Raw genomic sequence first — 18,974 nt, forward strand, 5'->3', positions numbered from 1 at the left:
GCCGGCGCCCCCAGGCCGCTCAGCTGTCCCACGCGGCCCGGATCGCCGGTGCCTCGCGTGCCGCCTGGCTCCGGCCGAGGTGGAAAGCCTGGTCGGCGATCCGCGGGTCCATCATCTTCACCGGTGCCTCCAGGCCGCTGAAGTCGGGCTCCACCGCAACCAGCCGGGTGATGCCGCGCAGCCGGGCCACCTCGGCATTCGATCGGATCGCCGCCGCGGACCGGTCGTGGTCGACCGGGCCGCCGGGCTCGCCGATGGGCAGGCAGGACAGCACCACGACCACATCGCTCGGCGGGGCCGCCGTGGCGTTCAGGTGGCTGAGGATGCCGCCGTCCAGGTAGGCGGCCCCGCCGATCGTGACCGTGGGAAACAGCATCGGGATGACGCAGCTGGCCGCGACCGCGTGCCGCAGCGGTACCCCGGACCTCTCGTCCCACACGACCAGCTCGCCCGTGCCGGCGTTGATCGCGGTGCATCGGAACCCGACCGGCCAGGCAAGACCGTCGAGCGTGCCGAGCAGCCCGAGATATTCGTCCTCGCTGAGCACGGTCCGCGCCTGCCGCGCCGTCGCGCCGATCGCCCGGAGCGCCTGCTGCGGGTCGGCCGCGACGGCGGCCTGCCGTGACGCGTCGACGAAGCTCGCCGACCCCGACCGCAGGCTCTCCGCGCCGAGCCTCCGCCCGGCCTCCGCGAGGATCGCGAGCGCGTCGGTCACGTCACGGCCGCCGGCCAGCAGCGCGGCGACCAGCGCGCCCGCGGAGGTGCCCACGATCGCCGAGGCTCCGGTCAGCGTGACGCCGGCATCGCGCAGCCCGGTCAGCAGCCCGGTCTGCCAGGCGACGCCGACGGTGCCGCCACCACCGAGCACGACCGTGCGCACCGGCGCACCACGTCGCTGCGTAGTCATCGGTGTGTCCCCCCATCATGTTTCTGCTCAACAACCGTTGAGCGGAACGGTACACCACTCGCTCAACGCTCGTAGAGTGAGATTCGAGGTTCGCGCGACGCGCAAGAACTGCCGTCCGGAAATCTGTTACGGCGGGAGAAGCGCCTGCTGGCCGAGGCGCACCCCACGGCGCTGAATAAATTCATAGCAATCCATGTATTGAGCGATTTGGGAGCGCTCCCGTAGCCTGCCGGGAAAGAGCGGGAGGCAATCGATGCGCAGTCCGAGAAACAGAACCGTGCTGGCGTCCGCGACCGTGCTCGCCGTGGCGGCCGGGGTCGCCGTCACGCTCCCGGCCGGTGCCGCGGCCGCCTTCGCGGTCAACGGCACCGCCTGCACCGGGGGTACGAGCACCACGTCACCACCGCCCGGCAGCGCCACCGCCGACCTCACCGTGAACACGGGCACCGGCTACCAGACCGTCGACGGCTTCGGGGCCGCGGTGTCGATCTGGGGCAGCGCCTGGTCGACGGCCGAGACGCAGACCCTGGTCGGGATGGGTGCGAACCAGTTCGGCCTGTCGATCGTGCGCACCGGCGTCTCCCCGGTCTCCGGCGAGTGGCCGGTACAGGTGAACGCGCTCAAGACCGCCAAGTCGTACGGCTCCGGCGTCAAGATCCTGGCCTCACCGTGGACCGCCCCGGCGGAGTGGAAGACGAACAACAGCCGGATCAACGGCGGCAAGCTGAGGACCGACTACTACGACGACTACGCCGGCCACCTCAACGGCTTCGTGCAGTACATGCGCAATCAGGGCGTGGCCATCGACGTCACCTCGGTGCAGAACGAGCCGGACTGGCACCCCGCCTACGACTCCATGGACTGGAGCGGCACCGAACTGCGCGATTTCGTCCGCGACCAGGGCGCCAAGGTGCAGAACACCCGGCTGATGGTGGCCGAGGCGGTGAACCTGAACTACGGCTACACCGACCCGACGCTCAACGACAGCACCGCCCGCAACAACATCGGGTACGTCGGCGGCCACCTGTACGGCACCGAGGACGCCGGCCGGCTGACCCGGTACCCGCTGGCCGAGCAGTACGGCAAACCGGTGTGGATGACCGAGTGGAACCACCACGAGGCCGACGGCAGCGGCGCGAACATCTGGGGCGACCCCGCCAACCAGGCGATCTGGGACGAGACCCTGGACGACGTCATGCGCACGGTGCACCGGTCGATGGAGGCGAACTGGTCCGCCTACATCTGGTGGTACGGCAAGCGCTTCTACTCGTTCATCGGCGACGGCGAGGCTGCCTACGGCACCACGGCCGGCGCCCCGCTCAAGCGCGGCTACGCGTTCTCCCAGTACGCCAAGTACGTTCGCCCCGGCTACCAGCGGATCGCGCTCACGAAGAGCAGCAAGGCGTCACCGCTGGAGGTGACCGCGTACCGCGGGGACGGAAAGGTCACGCTGGTGGTGCTCAACCGGTCGTCGAGCACGGTGACGAACGCCGTGCTCCAGGCGCCGCAGGCCATCACGAAGGCCGAGCACTACGTGACCTCCCGGACCGCGAACGCGGCCGCGCAGACCGCCACCGTCAGCGGCTCCCAGGCCACCGTGACCGTTCCGGCCCGCAGCATCTCCACCGTCGTCCTGACGCTCTAACCACCGGACGCGGGCAGCTCCAGGTCGGTCAGCACCGCGTCCAGACGGGTCATCTCGGCGGCGAGGAACGTGTCGAAGTCGTCGCCGCCGAGGTACGCGTCGATCCAGCCGTTGCGCCGGACCGCCTCCTGCCACTGCGGCGAGCGCACCATCCGCGCGATCACGTCGTGCAGCCGGCGCGAATCGGCCTCGGACAGCCCGGATGGTGCCACCACGCCGCGCCAGTTCGTGAACTCCAGATCCACGCCGGCCTCGCGCAGCGTCGGCGCGGCCACGCCCGTCACCCGGACCGCGCCGGTGACGGCCAGCACCCGCAGCTGCCCGGACCGGACCTGGTCGGCGTACTCCCCGACGCCGGAGACGCCGAACGCGACGCGCTTGCCGAGGATCGCGGCCAGCAGGTCGCCGCCGCCGTCGTAGCGGAGGTACCGCACCCGCGGCGGCGCGATCCCGACCGCGCGGGCCAGCAGCATCGGCGCGAGATGGTCCGGGCCGCCCGGCAGCGACCCGCCGCCGACCGGCACCGCGCCCGGATCGGCCCGCCACGCGTCGACCAGCTCGGCGAGCGTGCGGTACGGCGAATCCGGCGTCACCACGACCATGCTCGGCTCCTGGATCAGCCGCGCGACCGGCGTGGTCTGCCGCAGCGAACCGGACGCGGTGCCGGCCACGCCCAGGCCCATCAGCATCAGCAGGCCCCCGGTGCCCCGCTCGTAGACCATGCGCCGCGCGCCGACCGCGGCACCGCCGCCGGGCAGGTTGAACACCTCGACACGGCCGACCAGACCGGCGTCCTCCAGCGCGGTGGCCGCGGTCCGCGCGGTCACGTCGTACCCGCTGCCCGGTGCATTGGGCACCATGATCCGCAGATCCAACGGTGACGCCGGGAGATCACCCACGGTGAGGAGCGCGGCGGCGGAGAGCAGCGCCGCGGCGCACGTCGCCAGCCGCCGGAGATTCATGAACCCAATAAAGGCCGCTGGTACGGCCCGCGCAACCCCGTGCACGGGACCAAAAGGACCACAATCGCGCCGAGGTGCCCGCTCGTGGCACGCTGTCGCCATGCGTCGCAGGTTCTCCCTCGCCGGGCAGCTGCTGCTGTTCCAGCTCGGCGTGGTGCTGGCCGTCGTCGTCGCCGTGGGCGCGGTGTCGCTCGCGGAGGCCGACGCGGCGTTCCGCACCGACCAGGGCAGTCGGCTGCGCTCGATCGCGGAGAACCTGGCCGCGGAGAGCACGGTCCGCGCCGGCCTGCACGATCCGATCTGGCACGACTCGCTCGCGGCCCGCGCGGAGAACGCCCGCGCGGTCTCCGGCGCGACCTACGTGGTGATCGGCGACGCCGCCGGTAGCCTGCTCACCGGCCCGGACGCGAGCCGCCCGGCCGCGCTCGGCGACAGCGACGTCCTCCAGGGCCGCTCCTGGGTCGGTGTGATCGACGACGGTGCCCGCCGGCTGGTCGCGCACGTGCCGATCCTGGCGGAGCAGGACGGCCGCGTCGACGGGTTCGTGGCGGTCGGGCTGACCTATCCGACCCCGGCCGGGCAGCTCGCGAACGCGACACCGGGCCTGCTGGTCTACCTCACGCTCGGGCTGGCGCTCGGCGTGGCCGGGTCGCTGCTGCTGGCCCGCCGGGTGAAACGGCAGACGCTCGGGCTGGAACCGGCCGAGATCTCCGGCCTGGCCGAGCATCGGGAGGCGATGCTGCACGGCATCAAGGAGGGCGTGATCGGCATGGACGCGGCCGGGCGGGTCACGCTCGCCAACGACGAGGCGATCCGTCTGCTCGGCCTGGCCCCGGACCCGGTCGGCGCGCCGCTGACCGGCCAGGGCCTGGAGCCGCAGGTGCTCGACGTGCTCAGCGGCCGGACCGAGGGCCAGGACCAGGTGGTGCTGCGCGGCGACCGGATCCTGGTCCTGAACCGGATGCCGGTGATCGTCCGGGGCCAGGCGGCCGGCTCGGTCACCACGCTGCGCGACCGCACCGAGCTGACCACGCTGCGCCGCGAGCTGGACGTCAGCCGGCACGCCACGGACACGCTGCGCGCGCAGGCCCACGAGTTCTCCAACCGGCTGCACACCATCGCCGGCCTGGTGCAGCTCGGCGAGTACGACGAGGTCGTCCGCTACGTCGACAGCGCCCACCGGCGGCAGGCCGGCCTGCAGGACGTCACGTCCCGGATCGCCGAGCCCGCGCTGGCCGCGCTGCTGGTGGCGAAGGCCAGCCTCGCCGCCGAGCGCGGGGTGGAGCTGCGCATCGACCCGTCCGCGTCGATCGGCCCGCTCGACGACGCGCTCGCCGCGGACCTGGTCACCGTGGTCGGGAACCTGGTCGACAACGCGCTGGACGCGGCCGGCGCCGGCGGCTGGACCGCGGTGTCCGTCTCCGGCGACGAGGACCGCATCGTCGTCACGGTCCGTGACTCCGGCGCCGGGGTCGCGCCCGCACGGCAGGACGAGGTGTTCCGGCAGGGGTTCAGTACCAAGGACGCGTCCGCGGGCCCGCGCGGGTTCGGCCTCGCGCTGACCCGATCGATCTGCCTGCGCCGCGGCGGCTCCGCCGGCGTGGACGGCGCGGTCTTCACCGCCGTCATCCCATGGGTACGGGAGGGAGCGCCATGATCCGGGTGCTGGTCGTCGACGACGACTTCATGGTGGCGCGGGTGCACCGCGGGTTCGTCGAGCGGGTGCCCGGCTTCACGGTCGCCGGCGCCGCGCACACCGGCGCGGAGGCGCTGGCCGCGGTCTCCTCGCTGCGCCCGGACCTGGTGCTGCTGGACATCTACCTGCCCGACCTGTCCGGCCTCGAGGTGCTGCGCCGGGTGCGGGAGGGCGCGGCCCCGGTGGACGTGCTCGCGATCACGGCCGCGCGGGACGTGGCGACGATCCGGACCGCGCTGCGCGGCGGCGTCGTCCACTACCTGATCAAACCGTTCACGTTCGAGGTGCTCCGCGACCGGCTCGACCGGTACGCGACCGCGCACCGGCGGCTCCCCGCGGACGGCGACGTGGCCCAGGACGACGTGGACCGGCTGTTCGGGGCGATGCGCCCGGCGCAGCCCGTGCTGCCGAAGGGCCTGACCGCGCCGACCGCGGACCTGGTCCGGGCCACGCTGGTCGCGGCCGAGGGCGACCTGTCCGCCAGCGAGTGCGCGGACCGTGCCGGGCTGTCCCGGGTCAGCACCCGCCGCTACCTGGAGTACTTCGTGGAGGCCGGCACCGCGCAGGTCCGCCTGCGCTACGGCGGCACCGGCCGCCCGGAACGCCGCTTCCTGTGGACCGGCCCGTAGAGAGGCCTCGCGTGTAAAGACCGGCCCGCAGCCCAGGGCGGTGGGCTGCGGGCCGGTGACCGGCAGGGCTCAGTCGTCCTCGGCGAACGTGAGCTTGCCGGCCCGTCGCCCGCGGGACCGGGCGACGATTCCGGGCAGGTACGGCACCACCAGCGCGACCACGGCCAGCGACAGCAGCACGACCGTGAGCGGGCGGGTGACGAAGACCGTGGCGTCGCCGCCGGCGATCTGCAGTGCGCGGCGGAACTGCTCCTCCATCAGCGGCCCGAGGATGACGCCCAGGATCACCGGCGCCAGCGGGAAGCCGTACCGGCGCATGAAGAAACCGATGACCCCGATGGCGTACGCGATGAGCACCTCGACCACGCTGTTCGACACCGCGTAGACGCCGAGCGTGGCGAAGACCAGGATGCCCGCGTAGAGCAGCGGCCGCGGGATCTGCAGCACCTTCACCCACAGCCCGATCATCGGCAGGTTCAGCACCAGCAGCATCACGTTGCCGACGTACAGCGACGCGATCAGCGCCCAGACCAGATCCGGTGACCGCTCGAACAACTGCGGGCCGGGCTGCACGTTGAAGATCTGGAATGCGGCCAGCAGCACCGCGGCCGTGGCGGACGTGGGGATGCCGAGCGTCAGCAGCGGCACCAGCACGCCGGCGAACGCCGCGTTGTTCGCGGCCTCCGGCCCGGCCACGCCCTCGATCGCGCCCTTGCCGAACTCGCCCTTGCCCCGGGCCCGGTGCTTCTCGTACATGTAGGACAGGAACGTCGGGATCTCCGCGCCGCCGGACGGCAGCGCGCCGAACGGGAAGCCGAACGCGGTGCCGCGCAGCCACGGACGCCACGACCGGCGCCAGTCGTCGCGGCTGAGCCAGCCGAGCACGCCGCCGGTCGGGCGTACCGGCTCGACCGTGGCGGGCACGTCGCCGCGCGCGGCCACGTGCAGCGTCTCGCCGATCGCGAACAGGCCGACGATGACCACCACGATCCCGACGCCGTCGAGCAGCTCCAGCGTGCCGAACGTGAACCGGGACTGGCCGGTCAGCGAGTCGATGCCGATCAGGCCCAGGAACAGGCCCAGCGACAGCGACAGCAGGCCGCGGATCACCGAGCTGCCGACCAGCGCGGTCACGCACACCATCGCCAGCACCGCGAGCGCGAAGTAGTCGGACGCGCGGAACGACGTGGCCAGCGACGCTACCGGCCGTGCGATCAACGTCAGCAGCACCGTGGAGATGGTGCCGGCGACGAACGAGCCGATCGCGGCGGTCGCCAGCGCGGCATGCGCCCGCCCGCGCCGCGCCATCTGATAGCCCTCGATCGAGGTGGCCACGGACGCGGACTCGCCCGGCGTGTTCAGCAGGATCGACGTGGTCGACCCGCCGTACATCGCGCCGTAGTAGATGCCGGCGAACATGATCAGCGCACCGACCGGGTCGTCCAGGCTGAACGTGATCGGCAGCAGCAGCGCGATGGTCAGCGCCGGGCCGATGCCGGGGAGTACGCCGACGAACGTGCCGACCGTGACGCCGATCGCGGCGAACAGCAGGTTCCACGGGCTGAGCACGGTGGCGAACCCGGACAGCAGCTCGCTCATATCGGCAGCACCCCCGCGGGCAACCGGATGTCGAGACCCAGTGTGAAGGCGAAGTAGACGCCGAACGCCAGCGGCACCGCGACCACCACGTCCCGCAGCCACCGCCGGGACCCGAGGATCCAGGCGGCCGCGACGAAGAACAGCGTGCTGGCGATCGCGAAGCCGGCCGGCTCCAGCAGCAGCACGTAGACCACGAGCGCGGCGACCAGCAGCAGCGGGGACCGGCGGTCACCGATCGGCTCGACCTCGACCGGCGCGGGCCGGATCAGGTAGACGACCGCGAGCGCGGTCCACAGCACGGTGACCAGCAGCGGCGCGAACCGCGGGCCGCCGACGGCCAGGGGCTCACCGTCGAGCTCACCCCAGGCGACGAACGCGAGCGCGCCGCCGGCCACCACGAGCACCGCGGCCACGATCCGCGGCCCGATCCCCGCGACCACCACCGACTCTGTCTCTGTCTCCGTCTCCGCCGCCGTCTTCGTCTCCGCCTCCGGCGCGGCCGAGGGCGAAGACGAAGGCGAGGTCGCGGGCACCCCGGACGCCTCCTGCGAAGGCGAGGACGCCTCCGCAGGAGGCGAAGCCTCGGGAGAAGTGGACGTCATCAGGCGACGACCCCGGCCGCGACCAGCACGTCCCGGATGCGCGCGGACTCGCTGTCGTAGAACGCCTTCGCCTCGTCGCCGCTGCGGTAGAAGTCGGTCCACCCCTGCTGGGTCACCGCCTGCTTCCACGCGTCCGACTCGTGCAGCCGGTCGATGAGCGCGATGATCGCCGCCCGCTCGCCGTCCTTGATGCCGGGCGGGGCCACGATCCCGCGCCAGTTCTGCAGCTCCACGTCGTACCCCGCCTGCTTGATGGTGGTGGCGGGGGTGCCGTTCCCGGCGTCGATGCCCTGCGCGCCGGAGACCGCGAGCGCGCGCACCTGGCCGCCGGCGACGAGGTCCTTGAACTCTCCGACGCCGGAGACGGCCGCGGTCAGGTCGCCGGAGAGCAGGCCGGCCTTGGTCTCGCCGCCGCCGGAGTACGCGATGTAGTTCATCTGCTTCGGGTCGATGCCGGCGGCCTTGGCGAGCATGCCGACCAGGATCTGGTCCGTGCCGCCGGCCGAGCCGCCACCCCACTTGATGCCGGCCGGGTTCGCCTTGAACGCCTCGACCAGGTCCTTCAGCGTCTGGTACGGCGAGGACGCCGGCACCACGATGACCTCGTCCTCCGCGGTCAGCGTCGCGATCGGCGTGGTCTGCGTGAGGTCGACCGCGGACTTGTTCGTCACCACGCCGCCGACCATGACCAGGCCGGTGATCATGAGCTGGTGCGCGTCACCCTTGTGCTTCGTGGCCAGCTGCGCCAGCCCGACCGTCCCGGCCGCGCCGGTGACGTTGCTGACCTCGACGCTGCCGGTCACCAGGTTGCCGTCCTTGAGCGCCTTCTGGATCGTGCGTGCGGTGATGTCCCAGCCGCCGCCCGCGCCGGCCGGCGCCATGATCTGCAGGGTCCTGGTCGGGTAGTCCACGGCGTCGCCGGACCCGCCGCCGGTGTCGCCGCACGCGGCGACGCCCAGCATGAGCCCGGCCACGAGCGTGGCGGCTGTCTTCCTCATCGATGTGCCCTTCGATTCGGCGAAGTATGTTTCCTGCGTGTGAAGCCAGATCGTGCGGTCAGCCGGTGACGCCGGTCACGCTTTTGTCGAGGAAGAAGCTTTTGGTCCTTTCGGCCACCGGGCCCACGAAGGGGGACGAGCCTGACCGTGTCGCGCCCGGTGGGCCGTACGATGCGAGCGTGACGACGGCGTCTGACACCGGGGCCGGTCAGCGGCTGAGACGGATCGAGGCGCTGACCGACGTGAGCCTGTCCCGGTTGCACGGCGCCGCACTCCTCGACGCGCTGCTGGAGCGTACGTGCCGGGTGCTCGATGTGGACACCGCGGTCGTCCTGCTCGTCGACCGGCACTCCCACCAGCTCGTGGTCACGGCCGCGCACGGCCTGCAGGAGGAGGTCCGCCGCCGCATCCGCATCCCGCACGGCCGGGGATTCGCCGGGCAGGTGGCCGCGACCGGCGAGCCGCTGGTGGTGGAGCAGGTCACGGCCGCGACCGTCGCCAGTCCGGTCTTGATCGACGCCGGCCTCCGGTCGCTGCTGGGCGTGCCGATCTTCGCGGGTGGTGAGGTGGTCGGCGTCGTCCACGTCGGATCGCTGACCAGTCGCGGGTTCACCGCGGACGACGTGCGGCTGCTGCAGCTGGTCGCGGACCGGGCCGCGGTCGCCACCACCGCGCGGACCGCGGTCATCGACGACAGCGCCGCGCACGCGCTCCAGCGCAGCCTGCTGCCCACCCGCCTGCCGGACGTGCCGGGGGTGGATCTCGCCGCGCGGTACGTACCCGGTCACCAGGCCGGGCTCGGCGGCGACTGGTACGACGTGTTCCCGCTGCCCAGCGGCCGTCTCGGCCTGGTCATCGGCGACGTCAGCGGGCACGGGCTCCAGGCCGCCGTGGTGATGGGCCGGCTGCGCAGCGCGCTGCGCGCCTACGCGTTGACCAGCGACGACCCGTCCGTGGTGCTGACCCAGCTGGATCACAAGGTCCACCACTTCGAGGCCGGGAACCTGGCCACCGTCGCCTACGCCACGATCAGCCCGGACCGGGCCACGGTCCTGCTCTCGCTGGCCGGGCATCCGCCGCCGATCCTGGCCGCGCCCGGCGTCGCGGCGGGCCCGGTCGGCGTGCCGGCTGACCCGCCGCTCGGGTTGTGGTCGAGTCGCTACACCCGGCGCACGACCGGTGTCCGCCTGCCGGCCGGCGGGGTGCTCGTCTGCTACACGGACGGCTTGGTCGAGCGCCGCGACGAGATCATCGACGTCGGCATCGACCGGCTGACCGGCGCGGTGCGCCCGGACACGGCCGAGACCGTCTGTACCGCGATCATGGAGCTGCTCGGCCTCGAACAGCCGGCCGACGACGTCGCGCTGCTCGCGGTCCACCGCGGCGGACCGCAGGCCTGAACTCGCTCATCGTGAACGGGCACGGTGCCGTCGCGCCGCCGGGGTTACGGTGCCGGGATGGCCGCCACAGGACCGATGACACGACGCCTGCTCGTACTCCTGATGGCTCTGCTTCTGATCGTGACCGCCGCGCCGGCCGCGGCGGCGGACCCGTTGCGCGCCTACGCCCGCGACACCTGGCGGTCGCTGGCCGCGATGACCGGGCCGTCCGGCCTGGTCGCGGACCACGTCACGGGTGACCTGTCCGGGCCGTCCGCCTACACCTCACCGACGAACATCGGCGGTTACCTGTGGTCGGCCGTGGTCGCGCGGGAACTCGGCATCATCTCGCGCGGCGAGGCCGAGGCGCGCGTGTCCCGCACCCTGGACATGCTCGCCGCCCTGCGATATCACGAGATCTCGGGCATGTTCTACAACTGGTATGACCCGTCGACCGGTGCGGTGCTGACGGTCTGGCCGGAGGACGGGTCTGCCGTGACCCCGTTCCTGTCCAGTGTGGACAACGGGTGGCTGGCGGCCGGACTGCGCGTCGTGCAGGGCGCCGTGCCGTCGCTCCGGACCGCGGCCGCCCGCATCCTGGACCGGATGGACTTCGGGTTCTTCTTCAACCCGGCCGCCACCTCGCCGATCGGGACGCGCGGGCTGATCCGCGGCGGCTTCTGGGACACGCCACCACCCGGCTGCTCCGTCGCGAGCGGCACGGTCTGGTTCACCTGCAACCACTACGACATCACGGTCACCGAGCCGCGGATCGCCACCTACCTCGGCATCGCGGCCGGGCAGATCCCGCCGACCGCGTACTTCGACACCATGCGCACGCTGCCGGACAGCTGCGACTACGCCTGGCAGGAGATGCGGCCGGCCGGCTTCACCACCACGCACCTCGGCCGCACGGTCTACGAGGGCTCCTACCGGTACCGCGGCATCACGTTCGTGCCGAGCTGGGGCGGCGACATGTTCGAGGCGCTGATGCCGGACCTGTTCGTCCCGGAGCAGCAGTGGGGCCCGGACAGCTGGGGCCGCAACCATCCGGCGACCGTGGCCGCGCAGATCGAGCACGGCCTGCACGACGCACGCTACGGCTACTGGGGTTTCTCGCCCGCGTCCGATCCGTTCGGCGGCTACGGCGTCTACGGCGTGGACGCGATGGGCATGGACGCCGACGGCTATCCGTCCGATGTGGAGGGCGGTCGTTACGACGCCGGGTTCGGCGACTGCCGCCCGGCCGGGCCGCCCGCGGTCCACGGCGACGGCGTGGTCACGCCGCACGCCGTGTTCCTGGCGCTCCCTTACGCGCCCGGACCGGCCCGCGCCAACCTCGCGAGGATCAAGAACGATCTCCGGGGGTACGGTCCGGGCGGCTTCTACGACGCGGTCGCGGTCCGATCCGGCAGGGTTGCGGCGCGTTACCTGTCACTCGACCAGTCGATGATCATGGGTGCGCTCGGCAACGTGCTCGCCGGCGACGTGGTGCGGCGCGCGTTCGTCACACCCGGCTTCGCCCGCGCGATCCGCCCGTTGCTGGCCAGGGAGACGTTCCACGTCCCGGCCCGCCAACCCCTGCCACAGCTCGGCGGCGGCCGGGCCGTACCCACGCAAGGATCTTGATCTGTCTTTCAGCGGAGCCAGTCGTCGCCCGGTAGATCGCGGAGCCGGGTGAGGTCGAGCGTGGGCGCGATCTGCGTGGCCGGGGCCAGGCCGTAGTGCTCTACGACCTTGCGCACCCACTCCGCCGCATCGATGGTGAGCGGGCCGGAGACCCGCATCCGGCTACCGCCGTTCACGCAGCGCGCCGCGTCCGGTCAGGGAGGGCTCACGCCGAAGCATCCGTGCTCGGCGACGCCGGCCTGGTGCGCGAGCTGCGGGTCGGCATGCGCCCGCTGTTCGCCGTCATGCGAGTGGGCGGCCGAGGCGATCACCGGCTCGCCCCGTCCGGCACACCTGGATAGCAGAGTCGAACTCAGCTACCATCGCCCGATGGGCTTCGACCGGTCGGAATGGAGCGCCGAGAACTGCTCCGTCAAGCGCACGCTGGACATCGTCGGCGAGAAGTGGACGCTGCTGGTGCTGCGCGAGGCGTACTACGGGGCGCGCCGCTTCGAGCAGTTCCACGCCGGCGTCGGGTGCGCGCGCAACGTGCTCACCGACCGGCTGCACACGCTGGTGGAGCACGGGTTGATGGAACGCCGTCCCTACCGGGAGCCGGGCGCACGGCAGCGGCACGAGTACCGGCTCGCCGAGGCCGGGATCGAGCTGTTCCCCGCGCTGATCGCGCTGATGCGGTGGGGGGACCGCTGGGTCGCCGACCCCGCCGGCCCGCCGGTGCGGGTCACCCACCGGGACTGCGGCAGCCCCGTCCGCGCGGAGCTGTCCTGCGAGGCCGGCCACACCGGCCTGACCGCACGCGACACCACCCCGGTGCCCGGTCCGGGCGCACGCCGGGCCGCCTGACGAACGCGGCGCCACCCCGATCCGAGGAGACGAACAGGCCATGCAGACCGACGGGGACCAGCACGCAGGCTGGAGTTGTCAGACGGTCATCGGAGACGCGGTCCGCACCCGGATCGGAGGCTGATCCCGATGGGTTCCTTCTCCGAGGCCACCGCGCTCCGGGCCGTCGACGACGGCCACGAGGTCACGCTCGACCCGCAGTGGGCCGTCGGCGACAAGATCCACGGCGGCTACCTCATGGCGATCGTGGGCCGCGCCGTCGGCGAGGTGGCAACGCATCCGCACACCGTGGCCGCCAGCACGGTCTTCCTGCGCCCGCCGCTGCCCGGACCCGCCACCGTGACCGTGGAACCACTGCGCACCGGCGGCCGCCACGCGTACTTCCGCGCCCGGCTCACCCAGGACGGCCGGCCCTGCCTCGAGGCGCTCGTCACCCGCGGCACGCTGGACGATGCCGCGCCCACCTGGGCGTCCGGCCCCGCCCCCGCCGTCGCGGACGAGCAGGACTGCGTGTACCTGCCCGCGTACCAGCCCGGCGCGCCGTTCCGCGTGCCGCTGCTCGACGTGGTCGAGCACCGTCTCGAACGCTCCTGCGCCGGATTCCTCGACGGGCAGCCGTCCGGCCGGGGCGAGACCAGCGGCTGGCTCCGGCTCGCCGACGGCGCCGACTGGGACCACGACAGCCTGCTGGTCGCGCTCGACCCGGCCCCGCCGGTGTCACTGACGCTGGGCATGACGGGCTGGGCACCGACCGTCAGCCTCACCGCGTACCTCCGCCGGCTCCCCGCACCCGGCCCGGTCCAGATCGTCATGCAGGCCCGCGAGGTGACCGGCGGCCGCATGGACGAGACCGTGCACATCTGGGACACCAAGGGCGAACTGGTCGCCCAGGCCACCCAACTCGCCGGCGTCCGCTGAACACGCGAGCCCGCCGGGGGCGCCTCCCGGACCCGCGTTACCTGTCGGGGCGGATACCGCGTGGGGTGTGGCTCTGGGCCCGGCCCCGCGCGGGACCGGTGCCCGCGGGAGCGTGCGGGCCGCAACCACGCTGGAAGCGGGAAAATGAATTAGATTCTGATCTCGGTCTTTTGATCGGAGCGTTGCCGGGGGAGGGTGGCGGGTATGCGCGGTGACAACACGGTTCTGGCCGATGACGGCCATCGGGTCGGGTACCAGGTCCGGAAGGCGCCGGGGGAGCGGAGTCCCGTGCTGGTGTTCCTGCCCGCGCTCGGGGTGCCGCTGTCGTACTACTCCCGGCTGCTCGACGTGTTGGCCGGCGGGGACCGGACCGTCATCGGCGTGGAGCACCGCGGCCAGCCGATGAGCCCGATCCGCGGCCGGTTCGGGTACGCCGACATGGTCCGCCGCGACCTGCCGGCCGTGTTCGCGCTGCCCGAGGTGCGCGAGGCCTCGCACGTGCTGCTGGTCGGGCACAGCATGGGCGGCGCGCTCGCGCTGCTGTCGACCGCGGCGGGGCTGGTCGCGCCGGACGCGTTGGTCACCATCGCCACCGGCACCAGCTGGTGCGGCGCGGAGTTCGGGGCCTGGCGGCGGATCCGGCGGTTCGCGGCGATCCGGACCGTGCGTGGCGTGACCCGGATGCTCGGCTACTGGCCCGGCCACCGGCTGGGGTTCGCCGGCCGGCAGCCGAGCACGGTCATGCGCGACTGGGCCTACGAGGCGAGCCACGGCCGGTTCCGTCTCCACCGTGATCCGTTCGACTACGAGGCCGCGCTGGCGACGCTGACCACGCCGCGGCTGATGCTCGGCATCGAGGGCGACGACCTGATCAATCCGCGTGCCGTCGCGTTGCTGGCCAGGCGCGCGGCCGGCGCCGACCGTGCGCACGTCGCGCCGGCCGGCGGGCCCCGGATGAACCACTTCTCCTGGGCGCGTCACGCACCCGCGGAGGTCGCCGGCTCCATCGACCGCTGGCTGGTCGGGCTGTAGCGGCCGGGGAACAGCCCGTCCTCCAGCTCGGGACGGACGTGCGCGTGCACGGGCAGCGTCAGCCCGGACAGGTGCGTCGCCAGCTCGTGGCCGGTCAGAATCGGTACGTCGCCGGCGTCCTGGATGTGCCCGATGAGCTGCTCGAGCGCGACCGCACGGGCCGGGCGGCCGGTGAGGAACGGGTGGTTCGTGAGCATGAACAGGCCGCCGAACCGGCGCATGGCGTCGACCTCGGCCGTCCACATGCTCAGCACGTCGGCCGGGTTCTTGATGTGCTGGCCGATCTCCGGGAACGGCAGGAACGCGTACTGTTCCCAGTCGTCCAGCGACCAGTGCGGCGGCAGCTCGACGATGCTGCCCCGCGGCGTGGCGACCCGGTACGGCGCGTCCCGGCCCATCAGCGAGCTGTCGTAGGCGAGCCCGTGCGCCGCGACGATCGACGGCGTGGACCAGCTGGCCTCCCAGAGCCCGGCGCGATGCCCGTGGATCGGCACCCCGATCGTGCCGAACACGTCCAGCGCCCGTGCGAAGTCGCGTTCCTCCTGTTCGGGCGTCATCGAGGAGGCCGGGACGTGGCTGTAGGAGTGGTGGCCGATCTCGTGCCCCTCCTCGGCGATCCTCCCGACCAGCGCCGGGCGTCGTTCCGCGACCCAGCCGGGGAAGAAGAACGTCGCCCGTACGCGCAGATTCCGCAGGATGTCGAGAATGCGCGGCACGCCGATCTCCGGCCCGAACTGCTGGTGGCTGATGGCCATGGCATGGTCGGCGGCCGCGGCGTCCATCGAGAGGATGCCGGTCTCGGCGTCGACGTCGAACGTGAGGCAGGCGACGGCGGAGGCGCCCTCGGGCAGCCAGGTGTGAGCGGTCATGGTGTCGGTCTCCGTTGTCTGTTTCAGTGGACGGCGAGCAGCGCGCCGACGCCCAGGCCGAGGTCGAAGGTGATGTTCCAGGCGGCGCCGGCCCGCACGGTGCCGGCCGGACCGCCCGCGCCACGCATGAGGCCGGTGAGCGCGGCCGTCTGCACCGCCCCCGCGACGGCGCCGACGACGGCCATGGTGGCGATCAGGACGACCGGTGCCGTAGCGGTCAGGAAACCGGCGCCGGCCGGCGCGACCAGCGCCAGGCCGGCCGTGATCACGCGGGCCGGTGGCAGGCGGTCCGAGAGCCGGCCGCCCGCGACCCGGCCGAGCGCGACCGCGGCCTGGGTCAGGAACGCGGCCACGACAGGGCCGCTCCCGGCCAGTGAGCCTGCGGAGCTGAGCACGGCGGCGTAGGCGGTGACGGCCAGCAGATGCGCGGCCAGGACGGCCGCGAGCCCGATGCGTGGCCGACGTGACGCGGTCGGCGATGCGCCGGCCGGCCGGCGCGGTTCCAGGGCGGCGTCCGTGACCGATCGCGCCTCGAACGGTCGCTCCATCGCCGTGACCGCCTGTGCCGATCCGCCGCGCCGCCGCGCGACCACGAGCGCCGCGGCCCCCGCCAGCACGAACCCGGTCGCTCCACCGAATGCCCCGACGGACCCCGTATGCGCCACCAGCCAGGCCCCCGCCGGAGATCCCACCGCACCGCCGATCGCGCTCCCGAATCCGTAGGCGCCCAGCGCGCTCCCCATCCGCCCGCTGCTCGCGAGTTCCCTGGCCCAGGCCGTGCTCGTCACCACGAACACGCCGAACCCGATACCCAGCAGCGCCAGCCCGGCCCAGTCCGCCCCCGCGGCCGTCATCAGTGGTCCGGCCGCCATCCCCAGCAGACCTGCCTGCACGATCCGCCCCCGCGACCGCGTGTGCCGCAGCGGAATCAACACGAGCACCTGCGCGAGGATGACGACCACCATGAGTCCCGCGACGCGTACCCCCGCGGACGGCTGCACGGCGGCGAACGCGGCCGGCGCGGCCGAGTACAGGCAGTAGAAGCCCGCGAACGCCCCTCCCGCCGCCGCGGCGACGCCGAGGCCCTTCGTGCCCTGACCATGCGGGTCCGGACGTGCCTGGATTACCATGCGCAGATGGTAGAAGTTGACACTGATGTCAAGTTCAAGCGCGAACTGCTCACCATCGGCCGCCTCGCCACCGCGAGCGGTGTCAGCACCCGCTCACTGCGCTACTACGAGAAACAGGGCCTGCTCACCGCCGCCCGCACCGACTCCGGCCACCGCCGCTACGACCCCGGCACGATCGACCGGGTCATCCTCATCCAGCGCATGTTCGGCGCGGGCCTGACCAGCCACGCCATCGAACCGCTGCTCCCGTGCATGCTCGACGCGACCCGGCGCACGCCGTTCCTCCTCGACGAACTCCGCCGCCAGCGCGACCGCCTCCGCCACGAGATCCGCCGCCAGCAGGAGACCGTCCGCATCCTCGACGAGGTCATCGGCGAATACGACGGCTGACCCCGCACGATCCGAGAAGCAAAGATCAAGATCCAGTTCATTTTCCCACTTCGCGGTGGTTGCGGTCCGCATGCTCCCGCGGGCACCGGTCGTCGCCGGCGCTCCTCCCTGCCGGTCCCGCGCGGGCCCGGCACCAACCCCCACGACCGTGCAGACCCCGATCGCCATGCGAGCAGAAGCCGCAGCCGCACTCACCCCCTGGCGGCAACCGCCCTGGCCGGCGGCACGAGACGCGCCTCGATCGACGTGAGCACGACGGGACTCGCGTGCTCTTTCCCGGCCACGGCGGAACCGGCTCCGATGCGAAGCGGCAAGCGGAGCGCCGGCGGAGTCTTGGCGCGCAGCGAGGTTTGCCCGCGGGAGCAACGCTGCCGGACCACGCCGGAAGCGGGAAGATGAATTTGATCTTGATCTAGGCGGCGAGGCGGAAGGCCTCGATGTGGCGCTGTGCGGGTGGTACGCCCAGCGTCTTGAGGCTGCGCAGCACCGTGTCTGCCATCGGGGCGGGGCCGCACAGGTAGACGTCACGGTCTGTGATGTCGGGGACCAGGGCGCGCAGGGACTCGGGGCTGAACGGCTGGTTCCCGGGGGTGGTGGGGCCGGTCAGCAGGTGTACGCGGGCGCGGCGCCGGCCGGCCAGGTCGCGGATCTCGGCGAGCAGGACCGCGTCGTCCGGCGTGCGGGCGCGGTAGAGGACCACGATGTCGCCGTTCAGGTCCGGGTCGTCGAGCAGTGCGCGGATCGGGGTGACGCCGATGCCGCCCGCGATCAGCAGCGTGTCCCGGCGGGTCCGGTTGGCGCTGGTGAGCGCGCCGTAAGGGCCCTCGACCCAGACGCGCGCGCCGACCGGCAGATGCCGCAGGCCGGCGCTGGTGGTGCCGACCGCCTTCGCGGTCAGGCGCAGCGTCCGGCCGTCCGGCGCGGCGGACAACGACCACGGGTTGACCTGCCACCAGGCGTTGTGGCCGGGGAACCGCCACCAGAAGAACTGGCCGGGGCGGGCGCGCAGTGTGTCCAGGTCACGGCCGGTGACGTGGACCGAGACCGCGTGGTCGCCCTCGGGCACCACGACCGCGACCCGCAGCCGGTGCCGGGCGTTGCGGATCAGCGGCACGACCAGCCGGTTGATGAGCAGCGCGCCGATCGCGAACGCCCACAGGCTCCACCAGTAGGCGCGGGCCCAGCCGGTGCCGTTGAAGGAGGCGCCCTCGTACACCTGGTGGATCACGGCCAGCACGATCACGGCGTAGACCAGCAGGTGGATGGCGTGCCAGGCCTCGTAGGGCAGGCGCCGGCGGAGCGCGCGCACGGAGGTCAGCGCCATCACGCCGATCAGCGCGGCCGCGATCATGCCGAGCAGCACCGGCCACTGACCGCCCAGGCTCGCGGCGACGCGGAAGACCGGTACGCCGTCGTGCTGCGCGAACCCGAGCAGCACGAACGTCGGATGCAGCAGCACCAGCCAGAACACCCCGAACCCGGTCCAGCGGTGCCAGACCGTCAGGTGGTCCATGCCGATCCGCCGCTCCAGGAACGGCAGGCGCGCGATCAGCAGCAGCTGCAGCGCGAGCACGAGCCCCAGGTGCAGGCCGAGAAGCCGCCCGGCCGCGGCGAGCGTGTTGTAGACCGGCCTGGACGGGTGGGCGAACATCAGCTCCACGACCACCAGGTTGACCAGCAGGAAGACCCAGAGGGCCAGGCGTGCGGCCCCAGCCGGGCCGATGCGGCGCGCAGCGGACATCATCG

At 72.7% G+C, this 18,974-nt stretch carries 18 protein-coding genes; 9 read left to right on the top strand and 9 right to left on the bottom strand.

Annotated features, from left to right (window positions below):
• Positions 1-19 precede the first annotated feature (19 nt).
• Complete coding sequence (locus OP04_RS00450) at positions 20-907, bottom strand: patatin-like phospholipase family protein (protein ID WP_033337430.1); 888 nt, start codon at positions 905-907, stop codon at positions 20-22.
• Positions 908-1,160: 253 nt separating this feature from the next.
• On the opposite strand from OP04_RS00450, the gene OP04_RS00460 reads away from it, so the two are divergent.
• On the top strand, positions 1,161-2,552 hold the full coding sequence (locus OP04_RS00460) for a glycoside hydrolase family 30 beta sandwich domain-containing protein (RefSeq protein ID WP_085066111.1): 1,392 nt from the start codon (positions 1,161-1,163) through the stop codon (positions 2,550-2,552).
• Here OP04_RS00460 and OP04_RS00465 read toward each other — a convergent pair.
• Positions 2,549-3,514, bottom strand: coding sequence for a Bug family tripartite tricarboxylate transporter substrate binding protein (locus OP04_RS00465; protein WP_033337432.1), 966 nt, complete (start codon positions 3,512-3,514; stop codon positions 2,549-2,551). The two genes, OP04_RS00460 and OP04_RS00465, sit on opposite strands and share 4 nt — an antisense overlap.
• 100 nt (positions 3,515-3,614) lie before the next feature.
• Between OP04_RS00465 and OP04_RS00470 the strand changes: the two genes are divergently transcribed.
• Complete coding sequence (locus OP04_RS00470) at positions 3,615-5,171, top strand: sensor histidine kinase (RefSeq protein ID WP_033337433.1); 1,557 nt, start codon at positions 3,615-3,617, stop codon at positions 5,169-5,171.
• A complete protein-coding gene (locus OP04_RS00475; protein ID WP_033337434.1) occupies positions 5,168-5,839 on the top strand; it encodes a response regulator in 672 nt (223 codons plus the stop codon). The genes OP04_RS00470 and OP04_RS00475 overlap by 4 nt, the downstream gene beginning before the upstream one ends.
• A gap of 69 nt (positions 5,840-5,908) precedes the next feature.
• Here the strand turns inward: OP04_RS00475 and OP04_RS00480 are convergent, their stop codons facing one another.
• The 3 genes from OP04_RS00480 to OP04_RS00490 all read right to left on the bottom strand — a co-directional run bounded on the left by OP04_RS00480 (position 5,909) and on the right by OP04_RS00490 (position 9,038).
• Positions 5,909-7,438, bottom strand: a complete 1,530-nt coding sequence (locus OP04_RS00480; RefSeq protein ID WP_033337435.1) for a tripartite tricarboxylate transporter permease — start codon at positions 7,436-7,438, stop codon at positions 5,909-5,911.
• On the bottom strand, positions 7,435-7,971 hold the full coding sequence (locus OP04_RS48950; RefSeq protein WP_198153641.1) for a tripartite tricarboxylate transporter TctB family protein: 537 nt from the start codon (positions 7,969-7,971) through the stop codon (positions 7,435-7,437). Before OP04_RS48950 ends, OP04_RS00480 begins: the two co-directional genes overlap by 4 nt.
• Before the next feature lie 68 nt (positions 7,972-8,039).
• Complete coding sequence (locus OP04_RS00490; RefSeq protein ID WP_033337436.1) at positions 8,040-9,038, bottom strand: Bug family tripartite tricarboxylate transporter substrate binding protein; 999 nt, start codon at positions 9,036-9,038, stop codon at positions 8,040-8,042.
• A gap of 179 nt (positions 9,039-9,217) precedes the next feature.
• On the opposite strand from OP04_RS00490, the gene OP04_RS00495 reads away from it, so the two are divergent.
• Both OP04_RS00495 and OP04_RS00500 read left to right on the top strand, forming a co-directional pair.
• The gene (locus OP04_RS00495; protein WP_033337437.1) at positions 9,218-10,438 is read left to right on the top strand and encodes a PP2C family protein-serine/threonine phosphatase; all 1,221 of its coding nucleotides are present in this window, start codon (positions 9,218-9,220) and stop codon (positions 10,436-10,438) included.
• A gap of 102 nt (positions 10,439-10,540) precedes the next feature.
• The gene (locus OP04_RS00500; RefSeq protein WP_232323412.1) at positions 10,541-12,046 is read left to right on the top strand and encodes a glucoamylase family protein; all 1,506 of its coding nucleotides are present in this window, start codon (positions 10,541-10,543) and stop codon (positions 12,044-12,046) included.
• Between the two features lie 8 nt (positions 12,047-12,054).
• Here the strand turns inward: OP04_RS00500 and OP04_RS52835 are convergent, their stop codons facing one another.
• Positions 12,055-12,222, bottom strand: a complete 168-nt coding sequence (locus OP04_RS52835; RefSeq protein ID WP_157239060.1) for a hypothetical protein — start codon at positions 12,220-12,222, stop codon at positions 12,055-12,057.
• Positions 12,223-12,415: 193 nt separating this feature from the next.
• On the opposite strand from OP04_RS52835, the gene OP04_RS00505 reads away from it, so the two are divergent.
• From OP04_RS00505 to OP04_RS00515, 3 genes are all read left to right on the top strand, one after another.
• Positions 12,416-12,889 carry a winged helix-turn-helix transcriptional regulator gene (locus tag OP04_RS00505; protein ID WP_033337439.1) on the top strand — a complete coding sequence of 158 codons (474 nt, stop codon included), beginning with the start codon at positions 12,416-12,418 and terminating at the stop codon, positions 12,887-12,889.
• A 129-nt stretch (positions 12,890-13,018) separates the two neighbouring features.
• Positions 13,019-13,807, top strand: coding sequence for a thioesterase family protein (locus OP04_RS00510; protein WP_033337440.1), 789 nt, complete (start codon positions 13,019-13,021; stop codon positions 13,805-13,807).
• Positions 13,808-14,011: 204 nt separating this feature from the next.
• Positions 14,012-14,839 carry an alpha/beta fold hydrolase gene (locus OP04_RS00515; protein ID WP_033337441.1) on the top strand — a complete coding sequence of 276 codons (828 nt, stop codon included), beginning with the start codon at positions 14,012-14,014 and terminating at the stop codon, positions 14,837-14,839.
• Here the strand turns inward: OP04_RS00515 and OP04_RS00520 are convergent.
• Both OP04_RS00520 and OP04_RS00525 read right to left on the bottom strand, forming a co-directional pair.
• A complete protein-coding gene (locus OP04_RS00520) occupies positions 14,785-15,708 on the bottom strand; it encodes a polysaccharide deacetylase family protein (RefSeq protein ID WP_051796876.1) in 924 nt (307 codons plus the stop codon). The two genes, OP04_RS00515 and OP04_RS00520, sit on opposite strands and share 55 nt — an antisense overlap.
• Positions 15,709-15,731: 23 nt before the next feature.
• On the bottom strand, positions 15,732-16,838 hold the full coding sequence (locus tag OP04_RS00525; protein WP_033337442.1) for an MFS transporter: 1,107 nt from the start codon (positions 16,836-16,838) through the stop codon (positions 15,732-15,734).
• 6 nt (positions 16,839-16,844) lie between these two features.
• Between OP04_RS00525 and OP04_RS00530 the strand changes: the two genes are divergently transcribed.
• The gene (locus tag OP04_RS00530; RefSeq protein WP_051796877.1) at positions 16,845-17,228 is read left to right on the top strand and encodes a MerR family transcriptional regulator; all 384 of its coding nucleotides are present in this window, start codon (positions 16,845-16,847) and stop codon (positions 17,226-17,228) included.
• Positions 17,229-17,640: 412 nt separating this feature from the next.
• Here the strand turns inward: OP04_RS00530 and OP04_RS00535 are convergent, their stop codons facing one another.
• A complete protein-coding gene (locus OP04_RS00535; RefSeq protein ID WP_198153642.1) occupies positions 17,641-18,972 on the bottom strand; it encodes a ferredoxin reductase family protein in 1,332 nt (443 codons plus the stop codon).
• Between the last annotated feature and the right edge of the window lie 2 nt (positions 18,973-18,974).

It is taken from the genome of Catenuloplanes japonicus, assembly GCF_000717135.1.
Classification (GTDB): Bacteria; Actinomycetota; Actinomycetes; order Mycobacteriales; family Micromonosporaceae; genus Catenuloplanes; species Catenuloplanes japonicus.

Bases quoted from the DNA above. Each gene is read 5' to 3' on its own strand.
- OP04_RS00450 (WP_033337430.1), bottom strand. From the start codon at position 907: ATGACTACGCAGCGACGTGGTGCGCCGGTGCGCACGGTCGTGCTCGGT.
- OP04_RS00460 (WP_085066111.1), top strand. From the start codon at position 1,161: ATGCGCAGTCCGAGAAACAGAACCGTGCTGGCGTCCGCGACCGTGCTC.
- OP04_RS00465 (WP_033337432.1), bottom strand. From the start codon at position 3,514: ATGAATCTCCGGCGGCTGGCGACGTGCGCCGCGGCGCTGCTCTCCGCC.
- OP04_RS00470 (WP_033337433.1), top strand. From the start codon at position 3,615: ATGCGTCGCAGGTTCTCCCTCGCCGGGCAGCTGCTGCTGTTCCAGCTC.
- OP04_RS00475 (WP_033337434.1), top strand. From the start codon at position 5,168: ATGATCCGGGTGCTGGTCGTCGACGACGACTTCATGGTGGCGCGGGTG.
- OP04_RS00480 (WP_033337435.1), bottom strand. From the start codon at position 7,438: ATGAGCGAGCTGCTGTCCGGGTTCGCCACCGTGCTCAGCCCGTGGAAC.
- OP04_RS00490 (WP_033337436.1), bottom strand. From the start codon at position 9,038: ATGAGGAAGACAGCCGCCACGCTCGTGGCCGGGCTCATGCTGGGCGTC.
- OP04_RS00500 (WP_232323412.1), top strand. From the start codon at position 10,541: ATGGCTCTGCTTCTGATCGTGACCGCCGCGCCGGCCGCGGCGGCGGAC.
- OP04_RS00505 (WP_033337439.1), top strand. From the start codon at position 12,416: ATGGGCTTCGACCGGTCGGAATGGAGCGCCGAGAACTGCTCCGTCAAG.
- OP04_RS00510 (WP_033337440.1), top strand. From the start codon at position 13,019: ATGGGTTCCTTCTCCGAGGCCACCGCGCTCCGGGCCGTCGACGACGGC.
- OP04_RS00515 (WP_033337441.1), top strand. From the start codon at position 14,012: ATGCGCGGTGACAACACGGTTCTGGCCGATGACGGCCATCGGGTCGGG.
- OP04_RS00520 (WP_051796876.1), bottom strand. From the start codon at position 15,708: ATGACCGCTCACACCTGGCTGCCCGAGGGCGCCTCCGCCGTCGCCTGC.
- OP04_RS00525 (WP_033337442.1), bottom strand. From the start codon at position 16,838: ATGGTAATCCAGGCACGTCCGGACCCGCATGGTCAGGGCACGAAGGGC.
- OP04_RS00530 (WP_051796877.1), top strand. From the start codon at position 16,845: ATGGTAGAAGTTGACACTGATGTCAAGTTCAAGCGCGAACTGCTCACC.
- OP04_RS00535 (WP_198153642.1), bottom strand. From the start codon at position 18,972: ATGATGTCCGCTGCGCGCCGCATCGGCCCGGCTGGGGCCGCACGCCTG.